This is a genomic window from Caulobacter sp. SRI_008, assembly GCF_057586355.1.
The window spans coordinates 14623-36464 of sequence record NZ_JBYCZS010000021.1; the positions used below are offsets into that span (position 1 = coordinate 14623).

Genomic DNA, 21842 nt, shown 5'->3' on the forward strand with positions numbered 1-21842 from the left:
AATGACCGCCGATCCGCGCCTGATCGTTCCGCTGGACCTGCCCACGGTCGCCGACGCTCGCGGCATGGTCGACCAGCTCGGCGACGCGGTGTCGTTCTACAAGATCGGCCTGGAGCTGCTGGCCACCGACGGCATGAGCTTCGCTGGCGACCTCAAGAAGGCCGGCAAGCAGGTGTTCCTGGACTGGAAGCTGCATGACATCGGCGCGACGGTGGAGCGCTCGGCCCGGGTGCTGGCCGGGGCCGGCTGCGACCTGCTGACCGTCCACGCCGAGCCGCAGGTGATGCGCTCGGCCGTGAAGGCCAAGGCCGGCTCGGACCTGAAGATCCTGGCCGTCACCGTGCTGACCAGCCTGAACGACGCCGATCTGATCGAGATGGGCTACGCCTTCAGCGCCCGCGCCCTGGTCGAACGGCGCATCCGCCAGGCCGTGGAGTGCGGCGTCGACGGCATCGTCTCCTCGCCCCATGAAGCCGCCCTGGCCCGCGAGATCGGCGGCCCGGACTTCCTGGTGGTGACGCCGGGCGTGCGCCCCTTCTGGTCGGCCAAGAACGACCAGGCCCGCGCCGCCACCCCCGCCGACGCCATCGCCGCCGGCGCCAGCCACCTGGTCTGCGGCCGCCCGATCACCGCGGCCAACGACCCGCGCGAGGCGGCGCTGAAGGTGATCTCGGAGATGGCGGGGGTTTAGCCCTCGCCATCTCTATCTCCCGTCATTCCCGCCCTTGTGGCGGGAAACCCTCTGTCAGCCGCAAGGGCGGGTGGGGCGGCGTGCTCAGCACGCCGCTGGCTCTTCACTTGCGAGCGGAACCAGGGGTTCCCGCCACAAGGGCGGGAATGACGGGAGCTTATAGGTTTGGGTTCAGGCCCAGGCCCCGTAAGGATCCACCGACTCCTTGCCCAGCGCCTGAGCCACGGCCGGGTGGGTCAGCTTGCCGCCCAGGACGTTGAGGCCGCGCGCCAGGTGGACGTTGGTCTTCAGCGCGTCCAGGCCCTTGTCAGCCAGCGCCAGACCGAACGGCAGGGTGGCGTTGCCCAGGGCTTCCGACGAGGTGCGCGGGGCCGCGCCCGGCATGTTGGCCACGCAGTAGTGGACGACGCCATCGACCGTGTAGGTCGGCTCGGCGTGGGTGGTCGGGTGGCTGGTCTCGAAGCAGCCGCCCTGGTCGATCGAGACGTCGACCAGCACCGAGCCCGGTTTCATCTTGGCCAGGTGCTCGCGGCGCACCAGCTTCGGCGCGGCGGCGCCGGCGGTCAGCACCGCGCCGATGATCACGTCGGCCTTGAGAATCTCCTCCTCCACCGCGGCGAAGGTCGAATAGCGGGTCAGGATCCGCCCCTGATAGAGGTCGTCCAGTTCGCGCATGCGCGGGATCGAGCGTTCCAGCACCACCACCTCGGCGCCCAGGCCGGCGGCCATGCGGGCGGCGTTGGAGCCGACCACGCCGCCGCCCAGCACCACGACGCGAGCCGGCGGCACGCCGGGCACGCCGCTCAGCAGCAGGCCCATGCCGCCATTGTGCTTGAGCAGGGTCTCGGCCGCCGAGAACACGGCGATGCGGCCGGCCACTTCCGACATCGGGGCCAGGAGCGGCAGGCCGCCCTTCGCATCCGTCACGGTCTCGTAGGCGATGGCCGCGCAGCCCGAAGCCAGCAGGCCCTCGGTCTGGGCCGGATCCGGCGCCAGGTGCAGGTAGGTGAAGAGGATATGGCGATCGGTCAGGCGCTCCCACTCGACCTTCTGCGGTTCCTTGACCTTCACGATCATCTCGGCGCCCGCGAACACCGCGTCGGCGTCGGGAGCGATGGTCGCCCCGGCCTTCACATAGGCGTCGTCGGCATAGCCGGCGCCCAGGCCAGCACCCTGCTGCACCAGCACCTGGTGGCCATGGGCGACATATTCACGGACGGCGGTGGGGGTCAGGCCGACCCGGTGCTCGCCCGGTTTGATCTCGGAGGGGACGCCAACGCGCATGATGTTTCCTCGGTTTATGGCTTTAACGCTGGTGTACGCCTCTCCGTTCGCAGGTTTCTTGGTTCTTTCGTTCGTGGGATAACGGTGTATGCAGGAATCCTGCGTGAAAGGGCCGGTTCGTTGAAGAAATCCCCGGTGACGCTCGACGTCTTCGACCGAAAGATCCTCCGCTTGCTCCAACGCGAGGGTCGCGCCAGCTATGTCGACATGGCCAGGGCGGCCAATCTGTCGGAATCAGCCTGTCTTAGGCGGGTGCGGGCGCTGGAGGATTCCGGGGTCATCGGCCGCTATGCCGCGGTGATCGACGAGCGGGCCGTGGGCCTGCCGCTCAGCGTCTTCGTCACCGTCACCCTGTCGTCCCAGGCCGAGGCCGCCCTGACCGCCTTCGAGAAGGCGGTGGCGAGCGTGCGCGAGGTGGCCGAGTGCTACCTGATGACCGGCGGCTCGGACTATCTGCTGCGGCTGGTGGTGGCCGACGTCGACGACCTGGAGCGGGTGCACAGCCAGGAACTGACGCGGATCCCGGGCGTGGTGCGGGTCAGTTCGTCGATCGCCATGCGCACCGTGGTCAAACGCGTCGAATTGCCGCTTTGAGGCGAGCGCCAGCGTTGCCGGGGGATTAACCCTCCTTCGCCTAGGGTCGTGTCCGACATTCACTGGCTTCGGGGGAAGACCATGTTTTCACGACGCACCCTGTTGGGCGCGCTGGGCGTTGGCTTGGCCGCGCCCGCCATCGCCTACGCCGAAGGCCTGCACGCGCCCGAACTGCCGGCGGTGACGCCTGCCGCGCGCAAGGCCCGCCGCGTCACCAAGGCGCTGGCCACCCAGCCGGCCGACAAGGCCGCGCTGGACAAGGCCGTCGCCAGCGTGCCGCCGATGGAAGGCGAGGAAGGCCACGCCGCGCCGGGCGCGACCCAGGTCTCCGGCGTCAAGGTCGAGCCGCCCGCCCCGGCCGTCAGCCCCGACGAGGCGCTGGGCCGGCTCAAGCACGGCAACGCCATCTTCGCCCGCGGCGGCGCCAGCCTGGTGCTGCCCTCGGCCGCCCGCATCTCGGAAATGGCCGGCGGCCAGAAGCCGTTCGCCGTCGTCGTCGGTTGCAGCGACAGCCGCACCGCGCCCGAACTGATCTTCGACTGCAATCTGGGCGAACTGTTCATCGTCCGCGTGGCCGGCTCGACCGTCGGCCCCGAGGGCCTGGGCTCGATCCTCTACGCCGTCGAGCACCTGGGCGCGCCGCTGGTCGTCGTGCTGGGCCACACCAAGTGCGGCGCCGTCGGCGCGGCCGTGGACGTCGCCACCAAGCACGCCCATCTGCACGGGGCCTTGCAGGACATGGTCCTGCCGATCCTGCCGGCGGTGTTCGACGCCGACGCCGAGCATCCCGCGGACCTGCAGGACGCCGCCATCCGCCGCAACGTCCGCAACACCGCCGCCCGCCTTAAGGTGGCCGACGGCACGCTCGCCGAGCGCGTCGCCCAGGGCCGGTTGAAGATCGTCTCGGCCTGCTACGACCTGTCGACGGCGCAGGTGAAGTTCGACGTTTAGCGCCATCGGGAAACCTCACCCTGAGCCTGTCGAAGGGCGAGGTTTCCGTTTCCGTGGACGGTACCCCATCACCGTCACATCAGCGCCGTTGACCCCCGCTCGCGCTTAGGTTCAAGTCCCCCCAAATCACTTCGCTTTGGGAGAGACGACGGATGTCGACGGACGAGACGCCGCAGGGCAGCGGCACGGCCAAGTCCTCCGTCTGGACCCGTCTGAAACCCCACCTGCTGACCCCGGCCGCGGCCGTGGCGGCGGTCGCCCTGGTCCTCGGCTTCGGCGGCGGCTTCGTGGCGGCCAAGACCGCCGATCTCGGCTGGTTCGGTGGCGGCGGCGGCAAGGCCGCGGTCAGCGGCGGCGCGGTCAAGGGCGAAGCCTGGTCGCTGTTCGGCAAGCCGCGCGACGCGGGCGCCCGCCGGCGCGGCGTTCCCAAGCCCGAAGGCTTCGCCGTCTGGCGCACCCGCATCGACAGCTCCGGCGGCGATCCGCTGGCCTGCATCCAGATGAGCCGCGAGCTCGACCCGTCCAAGGCCTATGCCGACTTCGTCATGGTCTCGCCCGACCTCGGCCGCACCCCGGCCGTGCGGGTCAAGGGCGACGAGCTGTGCGTCGGCGGGATCGGCTTCACCGACCACCGCGTCACCCTGCTGAAGGGCCTGCCCGCCAAGGGCGGCGACACCCTGGGCGCCAACGCCGACGTCGACTTCACCTTTGGTGAGAAGCCGCCTTACGTGGGCTTCGCCGGCGACGGGGTGATCCTGCCGCGCGAGGAGTCCGACGGCGTCGCCATCGAGACCATGAACGTCTCCAAGCTGGCCGTGGAAGTCTGGCGCGTGTCGGACCGCAACCTGGTCCGCAAGTCGATCAGCGCCCCCGACCCCACCGGCGAAGGCGACTGGAACAGCGACTACGGCGACGACAGCCCCAATGACGACGGCCGCCGCATCTGGAAGGGCGAGGTCAATGTCGACGGCGCCGCCGGCCAGAAGGCGACCACCGTCTTCCCGCTGGGCGCGGTGCTGAAGGAGATGAAGGCCGGCGCCTATGTCATCAAGGCCCGCGACGCCTCGGGCGGCCGCGATCCCGACGGCGAGGGCGACACCCCCCCGGCCCAGGCCCGGCGCTGGATCGTGTTCACCGACATGGCCCTGATCGCCTATGACGGCTCCGAGGCGCTGGACGTCGTGGTCCGCTCGCTGAAGACCGCCAAGACGGTGTCGGGCGTGCGCGTGGCCCTGGTCGCCCGCGACGGCGAGCCCCTGGCCGAGGTCAAGAGCGACGCCGACGGCCGCGTGCGCTTCGCCCGTCCGCTGCTGGAAGGCGAAGGCGCCGAGCGCGCCAAGATGGTCATGGCCTACGGTCCGCAAGGCGACCTGTCGGTGCTCGACCTCGACCGCTCGCCGGTGGACCTGTCCAAGCAGGGCGTCGGCGGCCGCACCGAGAGCGAGGGCGGCCGCGAGGCCAAGACCGACATCGACGGCTGGCTCTATGCCGACCGCGGCATCTATCGCCCCGGCGAGACCGTGCACCTGACCGCCATGGTCCGCGACCGCCTGGCCAAGGCGGTGAACGACCGCAAGGGCTACATCCTGGTCAAGCGCCCCTCGGGCGTGGAGTACAAGCGCTGGTGGTTCGGCCAGGCCAACGCCGGCGCCGTGCCGATCGACATCGCCCTGCCCCGCAGCGCCCCGCGCGGCCGCTGGACCGCAGAACTGCACATCGAGGGCATCGAGGCCTCGTCGGGTTCGCTGAGCTTCAGCGTCGAAGACTTCGCGCCTCAGCGTCTGGCGGTCACCGCCACCGGCCAGGAGAGCGCCCCGGTCCGCATCGGCGAGACCCGCCAGATCAACGTCTCGGCCCGCTTCCTATACGGCGCGCCGGGCTCGGGCCTGCAGACGCAAGGCGAAGCCCGCCTGCGCCGCGACACCGATCCCTTCCCGCAATACAAGGGCTTCGAGTGGGGCGACGCCCAGGAGCCGTTCGACGAGAAGCTGATCGAGCTGGGCAACACCGTCACCGACGGCGAGGGCCGGGCGGTGCTGAACCTGGCGACGTCCGACGTCGGCGAGACCGGCCAGCCGCTGGTCGCGGCCGTCACGGCCTCGGTGTTCGAACCCGGCGGCCGGCCGGTGCGCGAGGGCCTCGAGATCAAGGTCCGCGGCAAGCCGGTCTATTACGGGGTCAAGATCGAGCAGGGCGAGGCCAAGAACGGCGATCCGCCCGTCAGCCTTGAGATCATCGCCGTCGACGCCGCCGGCAAGCGGATCTCGACCACCGCCAACTACACCCTGATCAGCGAGAACTGGAACTACGACTGGTTCCAGCAGGACGGCCGCTGGCAGTGGCGGCGCACCAGCCGCGACGCCGTGGTTATGAAGGGCGCGCTGAACCTCTCGGCCGGCCAGTCAGCGCGCGTGAACCGCCGCCTCGGCTGGGGCGACTACCGCCTGGTGGTCGAGGGCGCCGACGGCAGCAAGACCATCACCCGCTTCTCGTCGGGCTGGGGCTCGCCGGCCAAGGACGCCGAGGCTCCGGACTATGTCCGCGTGTCGGCCGGAACCAAGGCCTATGCGCAGGGCGACACCGTCGAGATCACCCTGAAGGCGCCCTATGCCGGCCAGGCCCAGGTGGCCGTGGCCACCGATCGCCTGATCGACTTCAAGACCGTGTCGGTCGGCGAGAACGGCGCGACCGTGAAGCTGAAGACCAGCGCCGCCTGGGGTGGCGGGGCCTATGTGATGGTCACCGTCATCCAGCCGCGCGACCCCGTGGCCTCGCCCAAGCCCAAGCGGGCCCTGGGCCTCGTCTACGTGCCGCTGGAGCCGAAGGGCCGCAAGCTGGTGGTCGACATCGGCACGCCGGCCAAGATCGACTCCAAGGCGCCGGTCGAAATCCCGCTGAAGGTGCAGGGCCTGGGCTTTGGCCAGAAGGCCCGGGTCACCGTCGCGGCGGTGGATGAAGGCGTGCTGCGCCTGACCCGCCAGGAAAGCCCTGATCCGGTGAAGTGGTACTTCGGCAAGCGCGCCCTGACGCTCGACTACCGTGACGACTACGGCCGCCTGCTCGACCCGAACATGGGCGCGCCGGCCAACGTCAACTTCGGCGGCGACGAACTGGGCGGCGAGGGCCTGACGGTCACGCCGATCAAGACCGTGGCCCTGTGGTCGGGCGTGGTCGAGACGGGCCTGGACGGCAAGGCGGTGATCAAGCTGCCGCCGGCCGACTTCAACGGCGAGCTGCGGATCATGGCCGTGGCCTGGACCGACGAAGCCGTCGGCTCGGGCTCCAAGGCCATGACCGTGCGCCAGCCGGTGGTCGCCGACCTCAACCTGCCGCGCTTCCTGTCGCCCGGCGACAAGCCGACCGCGACGCTGGAGTTGCACAACGTCGAGGGCAAGCCCGGCGCCTACACCGCCGAAGCCAGCGCCTCGGGCGGGCTGAAGGTCGCCTTCAAGAAGGTGATCACCCTGATCCTGGGCCAGCGCGTCGCCGAGAAGATCCCCTTCCTGGCGCCCGACGTCACCGGCGTCGGCAAGATCGGCTTCAAGGTCAGCGGCCCCGGCTTCTCGACCGCCAAGGACTATCCGATCCAGACCCGCCTGGGCTGGGGCGACGTGGTGCGCACCACCACCGAGCTGCAGGCTCCGGGAACCAGCTACACCCCCAACTACCAGCTGCTCTCGGGCCTGGCGGCCGGGGACGTGACGTTGCAGGTCAGCTACTCGCCGTTCAAGGGCTTCGACCCGTCGGCGATCGCGGTGGCCTTGCAGCGCTACCCCTACGGCTGCACCGAGCAGCTGGTCTCGACCGCCTATCCGCTGCTCTACGCCCAGAGCGTCTCCAGCGATCCGAAGCTGAAGCGCACGCCAGCCGCCCTGGCCGGGGCGGTGGGCCGCCTGCTCGATCGTCAGACCCTCGACGGCGCCTTCGGCCTGTGGCGGGTCGGCGACGGCGAGGCCGACGCCTGGCTGGGCGCCTACGCCACCGACTTCCTGCTGGAAGCCAAGGCGCAGGGCGTGGCCGTGCCGGACGAGGCTCTGGACAAGGCCCTGAACGCCATGCGCCAGATTAGCCGTCCCGACGGCTGGAGCTCGGTCTCGTACCGGCTGGAATATCCGGCCTGGTGGGGCCGCAGCCCCGAGGACAGCAAGAAGGCCACCGAACGCATGCGCCGCCGGGCCAGCGCCTACGCCCTCTACGTCCTGGCCAAGGCCGGACGCGGAGACCTGGCCCGCCTGCGCTGGTGGCACGACGTGCAGATGAAGGACGAAGACCAGCCGCTGGCCAAGGCGCAAGTGGCCGCAGGCCTGGCCTTGATGGGCGACCACGCCCGGGCTCGCTCGGCCATGCGCCAGGCGGTGAACTCGCTGAACTGGCGCGACGAGTACGACTGGTACCAGAGCCCGCTGCGCGACGTGGCCGCGGTCACGGCCCTGGCGGTCCAGGCCGGCCAGACCGATGTCGCCGCCCGCCTGCAAGGCCGCCTGGAGAACGTGGTCAAGGATCCCGACGCCCTGAACACCCAGGAACAGGCCCAGCTGCTGTTCGCCGCCCACCAGCTGATGAAGGCCGCCGGCCCGATCAGCATCGACGCCCAAGGCGTGATCGGCCTGCCCCCCGCGGGCGGGGCGCCGCGCTGGGCCGTGGGCAAGCTGGCCGACGCCCGCTTCACCAACAAGGGCAAGGGCGCCCTGTGGCGGACGGTCAGCGTGCGCGGCACGCCGATCGTCGCTCCGGTGGCCTCCAGCAACGGCCTGACGGTGAGCAAGCGCCTGTTCACGATGAGCGGCGGCGCGGTCGATCCCTTCGCCATCCGCCAGGGCGAACGGGTGATCGTGCTGATCCAGGGCCGGTCGCTGCAAGCTCGCTCGACCGCCCTGGTGGTCGACGACGCCCTGCCGGCCGGCTTCGAGATCGAGGCCCCGCTGGGCGCCGACGACGCCCAGAACGGACCGTTCAAGTTCCTCGGCGAGCTTTCCAGCCCCGACGCCCAGGAAAGCCGCGACGACCGCTACATCGCCGCGCTGGACCTGGAGGGCAACAAGCCCTTCGCCATGGCCTACATCGCGCGGGCCGTGACGCCGGGCGAGTTCTTCCTGCCCGGGGCCGTGGCCAAGGACATGTACCGCCCGAGCATCGCCGCCCGGTCGGACGCCGGCCGCACGACGATCGCGGGGCAGTGATGTTCAGCGTTCTCCCTTCCCCCTCGATGGGGGAAGGGCCGGGGATGGGGGTGACGGCGCTTGAAGGTGAAGCGCCGTGACCGCCGCCAACACCGAAGTCACCCCCACCCCTGACCCCTCCCCCCTCACGGGGGAGGGGAAGGTCCCGCTGATCACGCGCGTACTGACCGGCTTCCTCGCCGCCCAGGTCGTGCTGTTCACCCTCAGCGCCGCCTTCCCGCCGGACATGGGCCGCGCCAGGCGTTCTTCACCCGTCGTGCTGGGCGAACGCGGGGCGTGGCTGCGCGCCCTGCCCGTGGAGGACGGCCGCTGGCGGGTGCGCGCCGACCTCGAACGCACCGATCCCACCTTCCTCAAGCGCCTGGTCGCGGTGGAGGACGCCCGCTTCCGCTGGCACCTGGGCGTCGATCCGATCGCCCTGGTCCGCGCCACCGGCTCGGCCGTGATCCACGGCCGGATCAGCAGCGGCGCCTCGACCCTCTCCATGCAGACCGCGCGCCTGCTGGAGCCTCGCCCCCGCAATCTCGGCTCCAAGCTGATCGAGATGGTCCGCGCCGTGCAGCTGGAGAGCCGGCTGAGCAAGGACGAAATCCTGGCGCTCTACCTGACCCTGGCCCCCTACGGCGGCAATCTGGAAGGCGTGCGCGGCGCCAGCCTCTCCTATTTCGGCCACGAACCGTCCAGCCTGACCGACGGCGAGCAGGCCCTGCTGATCGCCCTGCCCCAAGCGCCCGAAGGCCGCCGCCCCGACCGGCGACCCGAAGCCGCGCGCGAGGCCCGGCGGGCGGTGCTGGACAAGATGGTCCGCGCCGGCGTGCTGACCGACATCGCCGCCGTCGAGGCCGAGGGCGAGCCGATCCCTCGCCGCAGCGTCTTTCCGGCCATGGCCTGGCACCTGGCGGGCCAACTGGCCGCCGCCGCGCCGGCCAGCCAGCCCAGCGTCGCCAGCACCATCGATCCCGACCTCCAGGCGCGGCTGGAGCCGATGGCCGCCGCCGTCGCCGCCAGCCAGGGTCCGGAGGCGACCTCGGCCATCATCGTCGTGCGGATCAAGGATCGCGCCGTGCGGGCCCTGGTCGGTTCGGGCGGCCGCGACCGGCCCGGCGGCTGGGTGGACATGACCCGCGCCGCCCGCTCGCCCGGCTCGGCTCTCAAGCCCTTCGTCTACGCCTTCGCCTTCGACGACGGCGCCCTGGCCCCCGACACCCAGATCGACGACGCCCAGACCCGCTTCGCCGACTACCAGCCGGAGAACTTCGACCGCGTGTTCCACGGCAAGGTCACGGCCCGCGAGGCCCTGGCCTATTCGCTGAACGTGCCGGCCGTCGCCACCCTGGAGAAGATCGGACCCGAGGCCTTCGCCGCCCGCCTCGAAGCCGGCGGGGTCAAGCTGCTGCGGCCCAAGGCCGAGGTGAAGGCGGCGGGCCTGGCCCTGGCCCTGGGCGGGGCCGGCATCACCCTGCGCGACCTCGTCACCCTCTACGCCGCCCTCGGCGACGGCGGCGTGGCCAAGCCCCTGGCCTATACGGTGGACGAGGCCAAGGCCCGGGAGCGCTCGGGCGGAACCCGCATCGCCCGGCCCGAGGCGGTCAACCAGGTGCTCGACATCCTGCGCGAAGCCCCCGGCCCGCGTGGCCGCGCCCCCTCGGCCCTGACCCGGGGCGGACCGGCCATGGCCTTCAAGACCGGCACCTCCTACGGCTTCCGCGACGCGGTGGCGGCGGGGATCGTGGGCGGCCACGCCATCGTTGTCTGGACCGGTCGGGCCGACGGCGGCGCGCGCGGCGGGCTGACCGGCCGCGACGCGGCCCTGCCCCTGCTGTTCGACGTCGCCGACCTGGTCGGCGCCCCGCCCACCGCCCCGCGCCCGATCGCGCCGAAGTCGGCGCCCGGCGCCCTGCAACGTCTCCAGACCGTCGCCGACGAGGGGCCGCGCCTGATCTTCCCGCCGGACGGGGCGACGGTGCAGGTCGAGGGGCTGGGCAAGGGCTCGCGCGGCCTCGTCCTGGCGGCCGGCGGCGAGAACCTGTCGTGGTACGTGAACGGCGCGCCGCTCTCGCAGGACGCGGTCAGCGGCAAGCCGGTGTGGCGCCCCCAGGCGGCGGGCTTCTATCGGCTGCGGGTGGTCGACGCCCAGGGCCGGGCGGCCAGCACCCGGGTTCGCATCAAGGCGCCGGGCTAGGCTTTCGCCGGCTGGGCCTTGAACGGCGCGGCGCGGACGATCGCCACGGTAGCGACGAGCAGCAGGGCGCCCACGGCCAGGGCCGTCAGCCACTGGGGATCGGGCTTCCAGTAGCCGAGGTTGCGGGCGGCGAGATAGCCAGGAGCCAGGACCGACACCACCCACAGCGGCGCGGTGACGGTGTTGGCGGCGTGGAAGGTCCAGTCGCGCATGCGGGTCATGCCCGCGGCCATCGGTACAAACGGCCGCAGCGGACCCAGATAGCGGGCGACCAGCAGGGCCAGCACGCCGTAGCGGCGGGTGTAGAGGCGGGCGCGGGCCACGGTGCGGCGATGCCTGGCCACGGCCGGATGACGCACGGCCCTGGCGCCGATCTTCTGGCCGATCAGGTAGGAAATGGCGTCGCCGGCGGCCGCGCCGACGCTGCACCAGATGATGACTTCCACGGGATGCAGCGAGCCGGTGGCGATCAGCGCTCCGGCCGTCAGCATCACCGCCATGATCGGGATCAGCACCCCGACCAGCATCAGGGCTTCCAGCAGAGTGACGAGCGCGAGGATCGCGCACACCAGCAGGCGGTGCTCGACGACCATCTCGTGCAGGGTCTGGAGGAAGGCGTCCATGCGCTCACCGTGCCGCAACAAGGTGACGAACAGGTAAGGGCGAACGCGGTTTTTGTAAGGTGCGGCGATACGGCGCGGGGCGATCGCGACTAGATGCTCCCCCTCTGGGGGAGCTGTCGCGGAGCGACTGAGGGGGTCTGCGCGGCATGGGCCAGCGCTACCCCCTCCGGCCCTTCGGGCCACCTCCCCCAGAGGAGGAGGATCTGAAGACCCCTACTCCGGCTTGCCCGCCAGAACGCGCTCATAGTCCTCGAGGCTGGCGATGCCGACGTTGAGGTCGGTGACCAGGCCGTTGGACAGCGAATAGACCCAGCCGTGCACGGCCAGGCTTTGGCCGCGCGCCCAGGCGTCCTGAACGAAGACGTCCGAGGCGACGTTGCGCACCTGGCGGATGACGTTCAGCTCGCACAGGCGGTTGAGGCGGTCGCGCTCTTCCGGGATCGCTTCCAGCTCGTGCTTGTGCTCGGCGTGGACCTCGCGGATCGGGTGCAGCCAGTGATCGACCAGGCCTCGGCGCTTGCCATCGATGGCCGCCGCCACGCCGCCGCAGCCGTAATGGCCGACGACCATCACGTGCTTGACCTTCAGAACGTCGACCGCGAACTGCAGCACGGACAGGTAGTTGGCGTCCTGCGGCGGGGCCAGATTGGCGACGTTGCGGTGGACGAACAGTTCGCCCGGATCCAGGCCGACGATCTCGTTGGCCGGCACCCGGCTGTCGCTGCAGCCGATCCACAGATATTCGGGGCTCTGCTGGTTCTCCAGGCGCTTGAAGAACTCGGGATCGACCTGGGTCTTGCCCTTGGACCAGTTGGCGTTGTTGGTTTTCAGATCTTCAAGCATCGGCGGCGTCCGGCTGGAGGCTGGGGTGAGCAGCGGCGAAGGCGGGATGGTCGGCGGCGCGGTCGGCGGCCGCGACGATCCGCGGGAAAGGTGAAAGGTCGATCTTGAACCGGCGCGCGCCATAGACCTGCGGCACGAGGCAGATATCGGCCAGGGTCGGCGCGTCGCCGTAGGCATAGGTTCCGCCGTGGGCGGCGACGGCCGCTTCCAGGGCGGTGAAGCCCTCGTTCAGCCAGCGGGCCATCCAGGCGGTGCGGGCGGCCTCGTCCTGGCCGCGCGCGGCCAGTTCGCCGGTGACCCGCACGTTGTTCAGCGGATGGATGTCGCAGGCGATGGTCTGGGCCATGGCCCGCACCCGCGCCCGGCCCAGCGGGTCGGCCGGCAGCAGCGGCGGCTCCGGGTGCGTCTCGTCGAGCCATTCGAGGATGGCCAGGCTCTGGGTCAGCACCACGCCGCCCTCCCCATCGCCACTGATCGCCAGGGCCGGGGTCAGCCCCTGCGGGTTGAGGTCGAGATACGGCCCCTGCCGCTGCTCGCCCTTCAGCAGGTTCACCGGGCTCTGGTCATAGGCCAGGCCCTTGAGATTGAGGCCGATGCGCACGCGATAGGGCGCGGCCGCCCGCCAGTAGCCGAATAGCGTCAGGGTCACGGCTTCCGCCCTCCCGTCAGACCAGGGTGAAGGCCAGGGCGCCGACGCCGTCGACCTCGCCGACGATCCTGTCGCCCTTGACCACCGCGGCCACGCCCTCGGGCGTGCCGGTGAAGATCAGGTCCCCGGCCGCCAGGGTCCACAGCTTGCTGGCCTCGGCGATGATCTCGGGGATGTTCCAGATCATGTCGGCGATCAGGCCGGTCTGGCGCTGCACGCCGTTGACGGTCAGCCAGATGGCGCCGTCCAGCGTGGCGTCGGCCGCCGGGCGGATGGCCGAGATCGGGGCGGAGAAGTCGAAGGCCTTGCCCGCTTCCCACGGCTGGCCCTTGGCCTTGGCCGCGCCCTGCAGGTCGCGACGGGTCAGGTCCACGCCCACGGCGTAGCCGAACACATGGTCCAGGGCGTCGTCGACGGCGATGTCGGCGCCGCCCGACTTCAGGGCGACCACCAGCTCGATCTCGTGGTGCAGGTCGGCGGTGCGCGGCGGATAGGGCACGTCTTCCAGCAGCGGCGCGACGGCGTCGGCCGGCTTGGCGAAGAAGAACGGCGGATCGCGCTCGTCGCCGCCCATCTCGGCGCGGTGGGCGGCGTAGTTTCGGCCCACGCACAGGATGCGGCGGACCGGGAAGACTGCATCGGTCCCTTCCACCGGAACCGAAGCTTGGACGGGCGGGGGAAAGGCGAAGGTCGTCATGGCCGCCTGCTTAGACCCAAACGCTCGCGACCGGAACCCCGGCCGAAAACGGCGCGACGAACGCCGTTCGTCGGGAACCCGACAGCCTAAACGTTCTTTCACTTGCCCATGGTTGCGCCGTCGAGTCATGACGAAGTGGGGACTGTGGCGTTAACACTAGGGGGCGGCGAGCGACGATGCTGATCATCGAAAATCTGACGCATGTGTACGGCAACGGCGTGCGGGCCCTGGACGAGGTCAGCCTGACCATTCCGCGCGGCATGTACGGCCTGCTCGGCCCCAACGGCGCCGGCAAGTCGACCCTAATGCGCACCGTCGCCACCCTGCAGGCCCCGACCTCGGGCCACATCCGCTTCGGCGACATCGACGTGCTAAAGGACCCCGAGGCCCTGCGCCGCGTGCTCGGCTATCTGCCGCAGGACTTCGGCGTCTATCCCCGCGTCAGCGCCTACGACATGCTCGACCACATGGCCGTGCTGAAGGGGATCGCCGGCCGCAAGGAGCGCAAGGACACCGTCGAGAGCCTGCTGGCCCAGGTCAATCTCTGGAACGTCCGCAACAAGGCCATCGCCGGCTTCTCGGGCGGCATGCGCCAGCGCTTCGGCATCGCCCAGGCCCTGATCGGCGACCCGCGCCTGATCATCGTCGACGAGCCGACCGCCGGCCTCGACCCCGAAGAGCGCAACCGCTTCCTCAACCTGCTGGCCGAGATCGGCGAGAACGTGGTGGTGATCCTGTCGACCCACATCGTCGAGGACGTCTCCGACCTCTGCCCGGCCATGGCCATCATCTGCGACGGCCGCATCGTGCGCGAGGGCGCCCCGGGCGACCTGATCCGCCAGCTGGACGGCCGGATCTGGAAGAAGACCATCGACAAGGCCGAGCTCGAAGACGCCAAGACGGCCCACCAGGTGATCTCGACCCGGCTGCTGGGCGGCCGCACCGTCATCCACGTCCTCGCCGACCAGGATCCGGGACAGGGCTTCGCGCCCGTGCCCGGCGGGCTCGAGGACGTCTATTTCTCGACCCTCGCCACGACCCGCTGCGCGGCCTGAGGGGGCGAGGACCATGTTCGGCAAGATCGCGGGCTTCGAGTACCGCTACCAGCTGCGCTCCCCGGTGTTCTGGGTGGTGGCCGTGCTGTTCTTCCTGCTGGCCTTCGGCGCCACCACCATCTCGCAGATCAGCATCGGCCTGGGCCCCAGCGACCACCGCAACGGGCCGTTCGCCCTGTCGATGTCGGCGCTGATCTTCTCGCTGTTCTACATGTTCGTGACGACGGCCTTCGTGGCCAACGTCATCGTCCGCGACGACGAGACGGGCTATGGCCCGATCCTGCGGGCCACGCGGATCGGCAAGTTCGACTATCTCTACGGCCGCTTCGCCGGCGCCTTCCTGGCGGCGGCGACCTCGTTCCTGGCCGTGCCGCTGGCCATCTTCCTCGGCTCGCTGATGCCCTGGGTCGACAAGGAGATGCTCGGGTCGTTCCTGCCGCAGGCCTACCTCTTCTCCTACTTCGCCCTGGCCATCCCCAACATCCTGCTGACCTCGGCGATGTTCTTCGCCCTGGCCACCGTCACCCGCTCGATGATGTGGACCTATGTCGGCGTCATCGGCTTCATGGTGCTGTGGGTCATCGGCAACATCGCCCTCGACAAGCCCGAATTCGAGCACATCGTGGCGATGTGGGATCCGCTGGGGACCAGCGCCTTCGGCCTTCTCACCCGCTACTGGACCGCCAGTGAGCGCAACACCCAGATCCCGGCCCTGGCCGGCGCCCTGCTGTTCAACCGCGCGTTCATAGTCGTCCTGTCGGCTGGCCTGCTGGGCCTGGCCTACGGCCTGTTCCGCTTCCAGTCGGCCGAGCTGTCGGGCCGCAGGAAGCAGTCGCGCAAGGAGGCCAAGGCCGACGCCGAGCTGCCGCCCGCCCCGCGTCCGCTGCCCGCGCCGCGCCATGATCGCGCCGCCGCCTGGGTCCAGTTTTCCGCCCGCACCCGCCTCGACATGGGCCAGGTGTTCAAGAGCCCGGCCTATTTCGTGCTGCTGGCGCTGGGGCTGTTCAACGCCGCCGGCGCCCTGTGGTTCGCCACCGACGCGACCGGCTATGGCGGCGTCATCTATCCGGTGACCCGGGCCCTGCTGGCGCCCCTGATGGGCTCGTTCGGCCTGATCCCGATGATCATCGCCATCTATTACGCCGGCGAGCTGGTCTGGCGCGAGCGCGAGCGGCGCACCCACGAGATCGTCGATTCCACCCCCGTCGGCGACTGGGCCTTCACCGCGCCGAAAGTGGCCGCGATCTCGCTGGTGCTGCTGTCCACCCTGCTGGTCAGCGTGGCGGCGGCGATCATCAGCCAGGTCGCCCACGGCTATTTCCGTCTGGAACTCGACAAGTACCTGCTGTGGTACGTCCTGCCCCAGGCCGTCGATCTGATCCTGCTGGCGGTGCTGGCGGTGTTCCTGCAGGTGCTGAGCCCGCACAAGTTCATCGGCTGGGGCCTGATGGTGGTCTACATCGTCACCGACCTGACCTTCGTGAACCTGGGCCTGCAGCACAATCTCTATCGCTACAGCGGCGCGCCGGGCACGCCGTTCTCGGACATGAACCGCCTGGGCGATTTCTGGGTCGGGGCCTGGTGGTTCCGCGCCTACTGGATCGCCTTCGCCGCCCTGATGACCATCGCATCCTACGCCCTGTGGCGACGTGGAACCGAGGGGCGGCTTCTTCCTCGCCTGCGCCGCCTTCCCTATCGCCTGCGCGGCGCCAACGGCGTCGTCTTCGGCGTCTTCCTAGCGGCCTTCGTCGGCCTGGGCGGCTTCATCTTCGTCAACACCAACGTCTGGAACGAGTACCGCACCAATCTCGACGACGAGCGTTGGACGGCCGATTTCGAAAAGGCGCTGCTGCGCTACGAGAACACGCCGCAGCCCAAGATCATCGGCATGAAGCTGGACGTCGACCTGTGGCCTCATGAACCCAAGGCCGTGACCCGCGGCGCCTATGTCTTCCAGAACAAGACCGGCCAGCCGATCAAGGAGATCCACCTCCGCTTCGACCGCGACCTCGTGGTGCGCGGCCTGTCGATCGAGGGGGCGCGGCCCAAGCAGACCTTCGACCGCTTCAACTACCGCATCTTCGCCTTCGACACGCCGATGGCCCCCGGCGAGACGCGTCGGATGAGCTTCATCACCGAGCGCAGCCAGAAGGGCTTCAAGAACAACGGCGACGAGACCCGGGTCGTCGACAACGGGACCTTCCTGAACAATTTCGAGATCGCCCCGATCCTGGGCATGTCGCGCGAGGGCCTGCTGCAGGACCGCGCCAAGCGCCGCAAATACGGCCTGCCGCCCGAGTTGCGGATGGCCAAGCTGGGCGACGCGGCGAGCCGGCAGTTCAACTACCTGCGCCACGACGCCGACTTCGTGACCTCCGACATCACCGTCACCACCAACGCCGACCAGACGCCGATCGCGCCGGGAACCCTGGTGTCGGAACGGACCTGGACGTCTGGAAGCGACAACCGCCGCACCGCGCGTTTCGTCGCCGACGCCCCGATCCTGCCGTTCCTGTCGATCCAGTCGGCCCGCTACGCGGTCTCGCGCGAGGCCTACAAGGGCGTCGACCTGGCGGTCTATTACGACCCGCAGCACGCCTGGAACATCGAGCGCATGCGCACGTCGATGAAGGCCTCGCTCGACTACTACCAGTCGGCGTTCAGCCCCTATCAGTTCAAGCAGCTGCGCTTCCTGGAGTTCCCGGCCTATCAGAGCTTCGCCCAGGCCTATGCCGGCACGATCCCGTGGTCGGAGGCGATGTTCTTCATCGCCGACTACCGCGATCCGGAGAAAATCGACATGGTCACCTATGTCGGCGCCCACGAGATCGGCCACCAGTGGTGGGCCCACCAGGTGCTGGGCGCCGACCAGCAGGGCTCGACCATGCTGTCGGAGACCTTCGCCCAGTACTCGGCCCTGATGGTCATGAAGCGGATGTACGGCGAGGCCCAGATCCGCAAGTTCCTGAAGTTCGAGCTCAACGGCTACCTGCGCGCGCGCGGCGGCGACGTGCTCGAGGAACAGCCGCTGGCCCGGGTCGAGAACCAGCAGTACGTCCACTACCGCAAGGGCTCGCTGGTCATGTACCGGCTGCAGCACGAGGTCGGCGAGGAGACGGTCAACCGCGCCCTGCGCCAACTGATCGCGGAGTATGGTTTCAAGGGCGCGCCCTATCCGACCACGCTCGACTTCCTGCGCATCCTCCGCGCCGAGGTCCCGGCCGACAAGCAGGCCCTGATCACCGACCTGTTCGAGAAGATCACGCTCTATGACCTGAAGACCAAGAGCGCCTCGGTGAAGAAGCGCGCCGACGGCCGCTATGACGTCAAGCTCGTGGTCGAGGCCCGCAAGATGTACGCCGACGGCCGCGGCAAGGAGACCAACGCGCCCCTGAACGAGGTGCTGGACGTCGGCCTGTTCACCGCCGAGCCGGGCAAGAAGGACTTCGCGCAGAAAAACGTCGTCGCCTTCGAACGCCGCCCGATCCGCACCGGAACCCAGACCCTGACCTTTGTCACGAAGGTCGCGCCGCGCTGGGCCGGCGTGGATCCCTACAACCTGGTGATCGACCGCAACGGCGACGACAACGTCATCAAGACGGCGAACTGAGGGGGCTCCTCCTCCCTCAATCCGCCAAGTCCCCCAAAGGTTCGTCATCCCGGAAATCGCATAGCGCTTATCCGGGACCCAGGGGACTGGGCGCCGCGTCTGAGTTCGCCGCCCTCACGCTAGCCGACGCACTGCGGCGGCCCCTGGGTCCCGGCTCTGCGCTTCGCTCCGGCCGGGATGACGAATGTTGGGTTGCTTCGCCCACGAAAAATCCCCCGGCCTGTCGACCGGGGGATCTTCATTTCGAACTTGAGCTCGAACCCTACTTCAGGCCGTTCTTCAGGCCCTCGGCGTGGTTCAGGTGCTCCTGCACCTTCGGCGCGGTCTCGGCGGCGAAGGTCTTGATGGCGGCGACGTCGCCGTCCTGAGCGTAGCGCTGCAGCAGGTTCAGGGCCGCCTGGTGGGCGTCGACCTGGTCGTCGGCATAGGTCTTGTCGAAGTCCTTGGCGTCGGCCTTGTTCAGGTCGTCCAGCTTGTCCTGCAGGTCCGACGGCAGGGCGGTCGGCAGGGTGATGCTGACGCCCGAGGCGGCGATGGCGGCCTTCAGGCCCGCGCTGGTGGCGGTGTGGGCGTCGATCATGTCCTGGGCGAACTTCTTGACCTCGACGTTGGTCGAGCGCTTCAGCGCGACCTTGGCGGCCTCGATCTCGAACTGATCGCTGGAGGCGGCCTTGGCGGCGAAGTCCGGAGCCTTGGCCTCGTCCGACGGGGTCGGAACGGTGGCGGCGGGATTGGCGTCCGGGGTGGCGGCCTGCTCGGCCGGGGTGGCGGCGCCCTTGGTCTCTTCCTTCTGGCCGCAGGCGGCGAGGCTGAGGGCGGCGAAGGCGGCGCCGACGATGAGGAGCTTGCGGGTCATGGCTTTCTTTCCCTGCGCGTTTTTCTGGGCAAGAAGGGTCGGCGTCGCGCGTCGCCGTGTGGCAGCAAGAAGGTTCACGGCCGCGTGATGGTTCCGTGATCGGGGAGAGGAACAAAATGACCCAGGGACCGTTGGCGGGCGTCCGCGTGATCGAGATGGGCCAGCTGATCGCCGGTCCGTTCTGCGGCCAGGTGCTGGGCGACTTCGGCGCCGAGGTGATCAAGCTGGAAGACCCCAAAGCCGGCGACCCGATGCGCCAGTGGGGACGCTCCAAGCCCCAGGGCCTGTCGCCCTGGTGGCCGGTGATCGGCCGCAACAAGAAGTCGGTCACGGTCGACCTGCGCACCGACGAGGGCCGCGACATCGCCCGCGCCCTGATCGCCAAGGCCGACGTGGTGGTCGAGAATTTCCGCCCCGGCACGCTGGAGAAGTGGGGCATGGGCTACGAGACCCTAGCCTCGACCAATCCGGGCCTGGTCATGGCCCGCGTCTCCGGCTTCGGCCAGACAGGGCCCTATGCCAAGCGGGCCGGCTACGCCCTGGTCGGCGAGGCGATGGGGGGACTGCGCCACATCACCGGCGAGCCCGACCGCAATCCGGCCCGGGCCGGCATCTCGATCGGCGACAGCCTGTCGGGCCTGAACGCCGCCCTCGGCGTGATGATGGCCCTGCACGCCCGTCAGCGCACCGGCAAGGGCCAGGTGGTCGACGTGGCGATCTATGAAAGCGTGCTGACGGTGATGGAGAACCTGGTCACCGAATACGACCTCACCGGCTACATCCGCGAGCGTTCCGGCGCCGTGCTGCCCGGCATCGCCCCGTCCAACGTCTATCCGACCCGGTCCGGCGAACTCGTCTTGATCGGCGCCAATCAGGACACCCTGTTCAAGCGCCTGTGCGAGCTGATGGGCCGGCCGGACCTGGCCGAGGATCCCCGCTATCGCGACCACGCCGCGCGCGGCGTCAACCAGGCCGAACTCGACGCCCGCATCGCCGCCTGGACCCTGGACCAGGACATCGACGACCTGCTGCCGAAGCTGGAGGCGGCGGGCCTGGCCTGCGGCCGCATCTATCGCGCGCCCGAAATGCTGGCCGACCCGCAGTTCCAGGCCCGCGACTCGATCGTCTCGGCGCCTCACCCGGTGTTCGGCCAGGTGAAGATGCAGAACGCCTTCCCCCGCCTCACCGACACCCCCGGCGGCGTCCGCTGGACCGGCCCGACGCTGGGCGAGCATACGGAAAGCGTGCTGGCCGAGGTGGCGGGGCTGGCGGCCGAGAAGGTGGCCGAGCTGAAGGCGCGAGGGGTGGTTTAGGAACCTCCCCCGTAAAATCCCCGCGAAAGCGGGGACCCAGGCGTTTTATCGGCGAGCGCCCCACGTTTCAGAAAAAGCCTGGGCCCCCGCTTTCGCGGGGGTTTTACGGATGGGAAGGCCCCATCCTCACGGGCACGGGTTCGGGTGCACCGCGTGGATGGCGTTGACGGCCGTCTCCAGCTCTTCGGTCCAGGTGACGTCGAAGGCGTCGATGTCGGTCTTCAGCTGCGCCATGCTCGTCGCGCCGATGATGGTGGCGGTGACGAACGGGCGGGCGTCGACGAACTTCAGGGCCAGTTGGGCCGGATCCAGGCCGTGCTGGGCCGCGAGGTCGACATAGGCGCGGAAGGCCTCGAGCGCGCCCGGCCCCTCGTAGCGGTGCATGCGGTTGTAGAGCGCCTTGCGCGAGCCTTCCGGCAGCTTGCCGTCCAGGTACTTGCCGGTCAGCTGGCCCTGGGCCAGCGGCGAATAGGCCAAGAGGCCCACCTGCTCGCGCATGGCGATCTCGGCCAGGCCGTATTCGAACACACGGTTGGCCAGGTGGTAGGCGTTCTGGATCGAGGCGATGCGCGGCAGGCCCCGGGCTTCGCTCTCGGCCAGGAACTTCATCACGCCCCACGGGAACTCGTTGGAGACCCCCAGAGCCCGGATCGTCCCCTTCTTCACGTGGGCGTCCAGCGCCTCGAGGATGTCGCCGAAGCGCTGGTAGTCGTCGTCATAGTCCTTGTAGGTCTGGCCGCCGAACACCCGCACGGCGCGATCGGGCCAGTGCAGCTGGTAGAGGTCGAGATAGTCGGTCTGCAGGCGCTTCAGCGAGCCCTCGACGGCCTCGTCGATCTGGGCCTTGGTCTGGCGGGTGGTCGCCCCGTCGGCGCGCATCCACGACAACCCGCCGAAGGCCGAGCCGCGGCCGGCGACCTTGGAGGCCAGCACGATCTCATCGCGCTTGCCGGTCTTCTTCAGCCACGAGCCGATGTAGCGCTCGGTATGGCCCTGCGTCTCCGGGCTGGGCGGGCTGGCGTACATCTCGGCCGTGTCCCAGAAGGTCACGCCGCGCCCCAGGGCGTAGTCCATCTGGGCGTGGGCCTCGGCCTCGGTGTTCTGCGAGCCCCAGGTCATGGTGCCCAGGCAGCAGCGCGAAACCTGGATGCCCGTACGGCCGAGTTCGACGTAATCCATGAAGTCCCCTAGATGACCCAATAGCCTGGCTTTTTCGCCTATTTAGGCGCTAGCGGCCTCAACCCAAGGCTGGAGCCTTGCGCGCGGGCGCTTTCGACACGATATTTCACACGTGTCCCCTTGGGACGGAAACAT

General features: G+C 69.6%; 15 protein-coding genes. 8 read left to right on the plus strand and 7 right to left on the minus strand.

What is annotated here, in order from left to right:
• Window position 1: 1 nt before the first annotated feature.
• On the plus strand, window positions 2-691 hold the full coding sequence (gene pyrF / locus AC2YHT_RS18250) for an orotidine-5'-phosphate decarboxylase (RefSeq protein ID WP_487291212.1): 690 nt from the start codon (window positions 2-4) through the stop codon (window positions 689-691).
• A 171-nt stretch (window positions 692-862) separates the two neighbouring features.
• On the opposite strand, the gene ald is transcribed toward pyrF, so the two are convergent.
• Window positions 863-1975, minus strand: coding sequence for an alanine dehydrogenase (gene ald / locus AC2YHT_RS18255; protein WP_487291214.1), 1113 nt, complete (start codon window positions 1973-1975; stop codon window positions 863-865).
• Window positions 1976-2095: 120 nt separating this feature from the next.
• Between ald and AC2YHT_RS18260 the strand changes: the two genes are divergently transcribed.
• The 4 genes from AC2YHT_RS18260 (at window position 2096) to pbpC (ending at window position 10882) form a co-directional block, all read left to right on the plus strand.
• On the plus strand, window positions 2096-2569 hold the full coding sequence (locus AC2YHT_RS18260) for an Lrp/AsnC family transcriptional regulator (RefSeq protein ID WP_110122207.1): 474 nt from the start codon (window positions 2096-2098) through the stop codon (window positions 2567-2569).
• Window positions 2570-2650: 81 nt separating this feature from the next.
• Window positions 2651-3520 (plus strand): carbonic anhydrase, encoded by an 870-nt coding sequence (locus AC2YHT_RS18265; RefSeq protein WP_487291216.1) that lies wholly within the window; start codon window positions 2651-2653, stop codon window positions 3518-3520.
• Between the two features lie 152 nt (window positions 3521-3672).
• Window positions 3673-8700 carry an alpha-2-macroglobulin family protein gene (locus AC2YHT_RS18270; RefSeq protein WP_487291218.1) on the plus strand — a complete coding sequence of 1676 codons (5028 nt, stop codon included), beginning with the start codon at window positions 3673-3675 and terminating at the stop codon, window positions 8698-8700.
• A 148-nt stretch (window positions 8701-8848) separates the two neighbouring features.
• On the plus strand, window positions 8849-10882 hold the full coding sequence (gene pbpC, locus AC2YHT_RS18275; RefSeq protein ID WP_487291365.1) for a penicillin-binding protein 1C: 2034 nt from the start codon (window positions 8849-8851) through the stop codon (window positions 10880-10882).
• Here the strand turns inward: pbpC and AC2YHT_RS18280 are convergent.
• The 4 genes from AC2YHT_RS18280 to AC2YHT_RS18295 all read right to left on the minus strand — a co-directional run bounded on the left by AC2YHT_RS18280 (window position 10879) and on the right by AC2YHT_RS18295 (window position 13694).
• Window positions 10879-11505, minus strand: coding sequence for a DedA family protein (locus AC2YHT_RS18280; RefSeq protein ID WP_487291220.1), 627 nt, complete (start codon window positions 11503-11505; stop codon window positions 10879-10881). The two genes, pbpC and AC2YHT_RS18280, sit on opposite strands and share 4 nt — an antisense overlap.
• Window positions 11506-11718: 213 nt before the next feature.
• A complete protein-coding gene (locus AC2YHT_RS18285) occupies window positions 11719-12348 on the minus strand; it encodes a carbonic anhydrase (protein ID WP_487291222.1) in 630 nt (209 codons plus the stop codon).
• Complete coding sequence (maiA, locus tag AC2YHT_RS18290; RefSeq protein WP_487291224.1) at window positions 12341-12997, minus strand: maleylacetoacetate isomerase; 657 nt, start codon at window positions 12995-12997, stop codon at window positions 12341-12343. The genes AC2YHT_RS18285 and maiA overlap by 8 nt, the downstream gene beginning before the upstream one ends.
• A gap of 16 nt (window positions 12998-13013) precedes the next feature.
• Window positions 13014-13694: a fumarylacetoacetate hydrolase family protein gene (locus tag AC2YHT_RS18295; protein ID WP_487291225.1), complete on the minus strand. Its 681-nt coding sequence runs from the start codon at window positions 13692-13694 to the stop codon at window positions 13014-13016.
• A gap of 176 nt (window positions 13695-13870) precedes the next feature.
• Between AC2YHT_RS18295 and AC2YHT_RS18300 the strand changes: the two genes are divergently transcribed.
• Both AC2YHT_RS18300 and AC2YHT_RS18305 read left to right on the plus strand, forming a co-directional pair.
• Complete coding sequence (locus AC2YHT_RS18300) at window positions 13871-14749, plus strand: ABC transporter ATP-binding protein (RefSeq protein WP_487291227.1); 879 nt, start codon at window positions 13871-13873, stop codon at window positions 14747-14749.
• Between the two features lie 13 nt (window positions 14750-14762).
• Window positions 14763-18359, plus strand: a complete 3597-nt coding sequence (locus tag AC2YHT_RS18305; RefSeq protein WP_487291228.1) for an ABC transporter permease/M1 family aminopeptidase — start codon at window positions 14763-14765, stop codon at window positions 18357-18359.
• 262 nt (window positions 18360-18621) lie between these two features.
• On the opposite strand, the gene AC2YHT_RS18310 is transcribed toward AC2YHT_RS18305, so the two are convergent.
• Entirely contained in the window at window positions 18622-19215 is a 594-nt protein-coding gene (locus tag AC2YHT_RS18310) for a DUF4142 domain-containing protein (protein ID WP_110120004.1), read from the minus strand.
• 116 nt (window positions 19216-19331) lie between these two features.
• Here AC2YHT_RS18310 and AC2YHT_RS18315 point away from each other — a divergent pair, with 116 nt between their 5' ends.
• The gene (locus AC2YHT_RS18315) at window positions 19332-20528 is read left to right on the plus strand and encodes a CaiB/BaiF CoA transferase family protein (RefSeq protein ID WP_487291230.1); all 1197 of its coding nucleotides are present in this window, start codon (window positions 19332-19334) and stop codon (window positions 20526-20528) included.
• A gap of 126 nt (window positions 20529-20654) precedes the next feature.
• Here the strand turns inward: AC2YHT_RS18315 and AC2YHT_RS18320 are convergent, their stop codons facing one another.
• Window positions 20655-21707 (minus strand): aldo/keto reductase, encoded by a 1053-nt coding sequence (locus tag AC2YHT_RS18320; protein WP_487291232.1) that lies wholly within the window; start codon window positions 21705-21707, stop codon window positions 20655-20657.
• Window positions 21708-21842 lie beyond the last annotated feature (135 nt).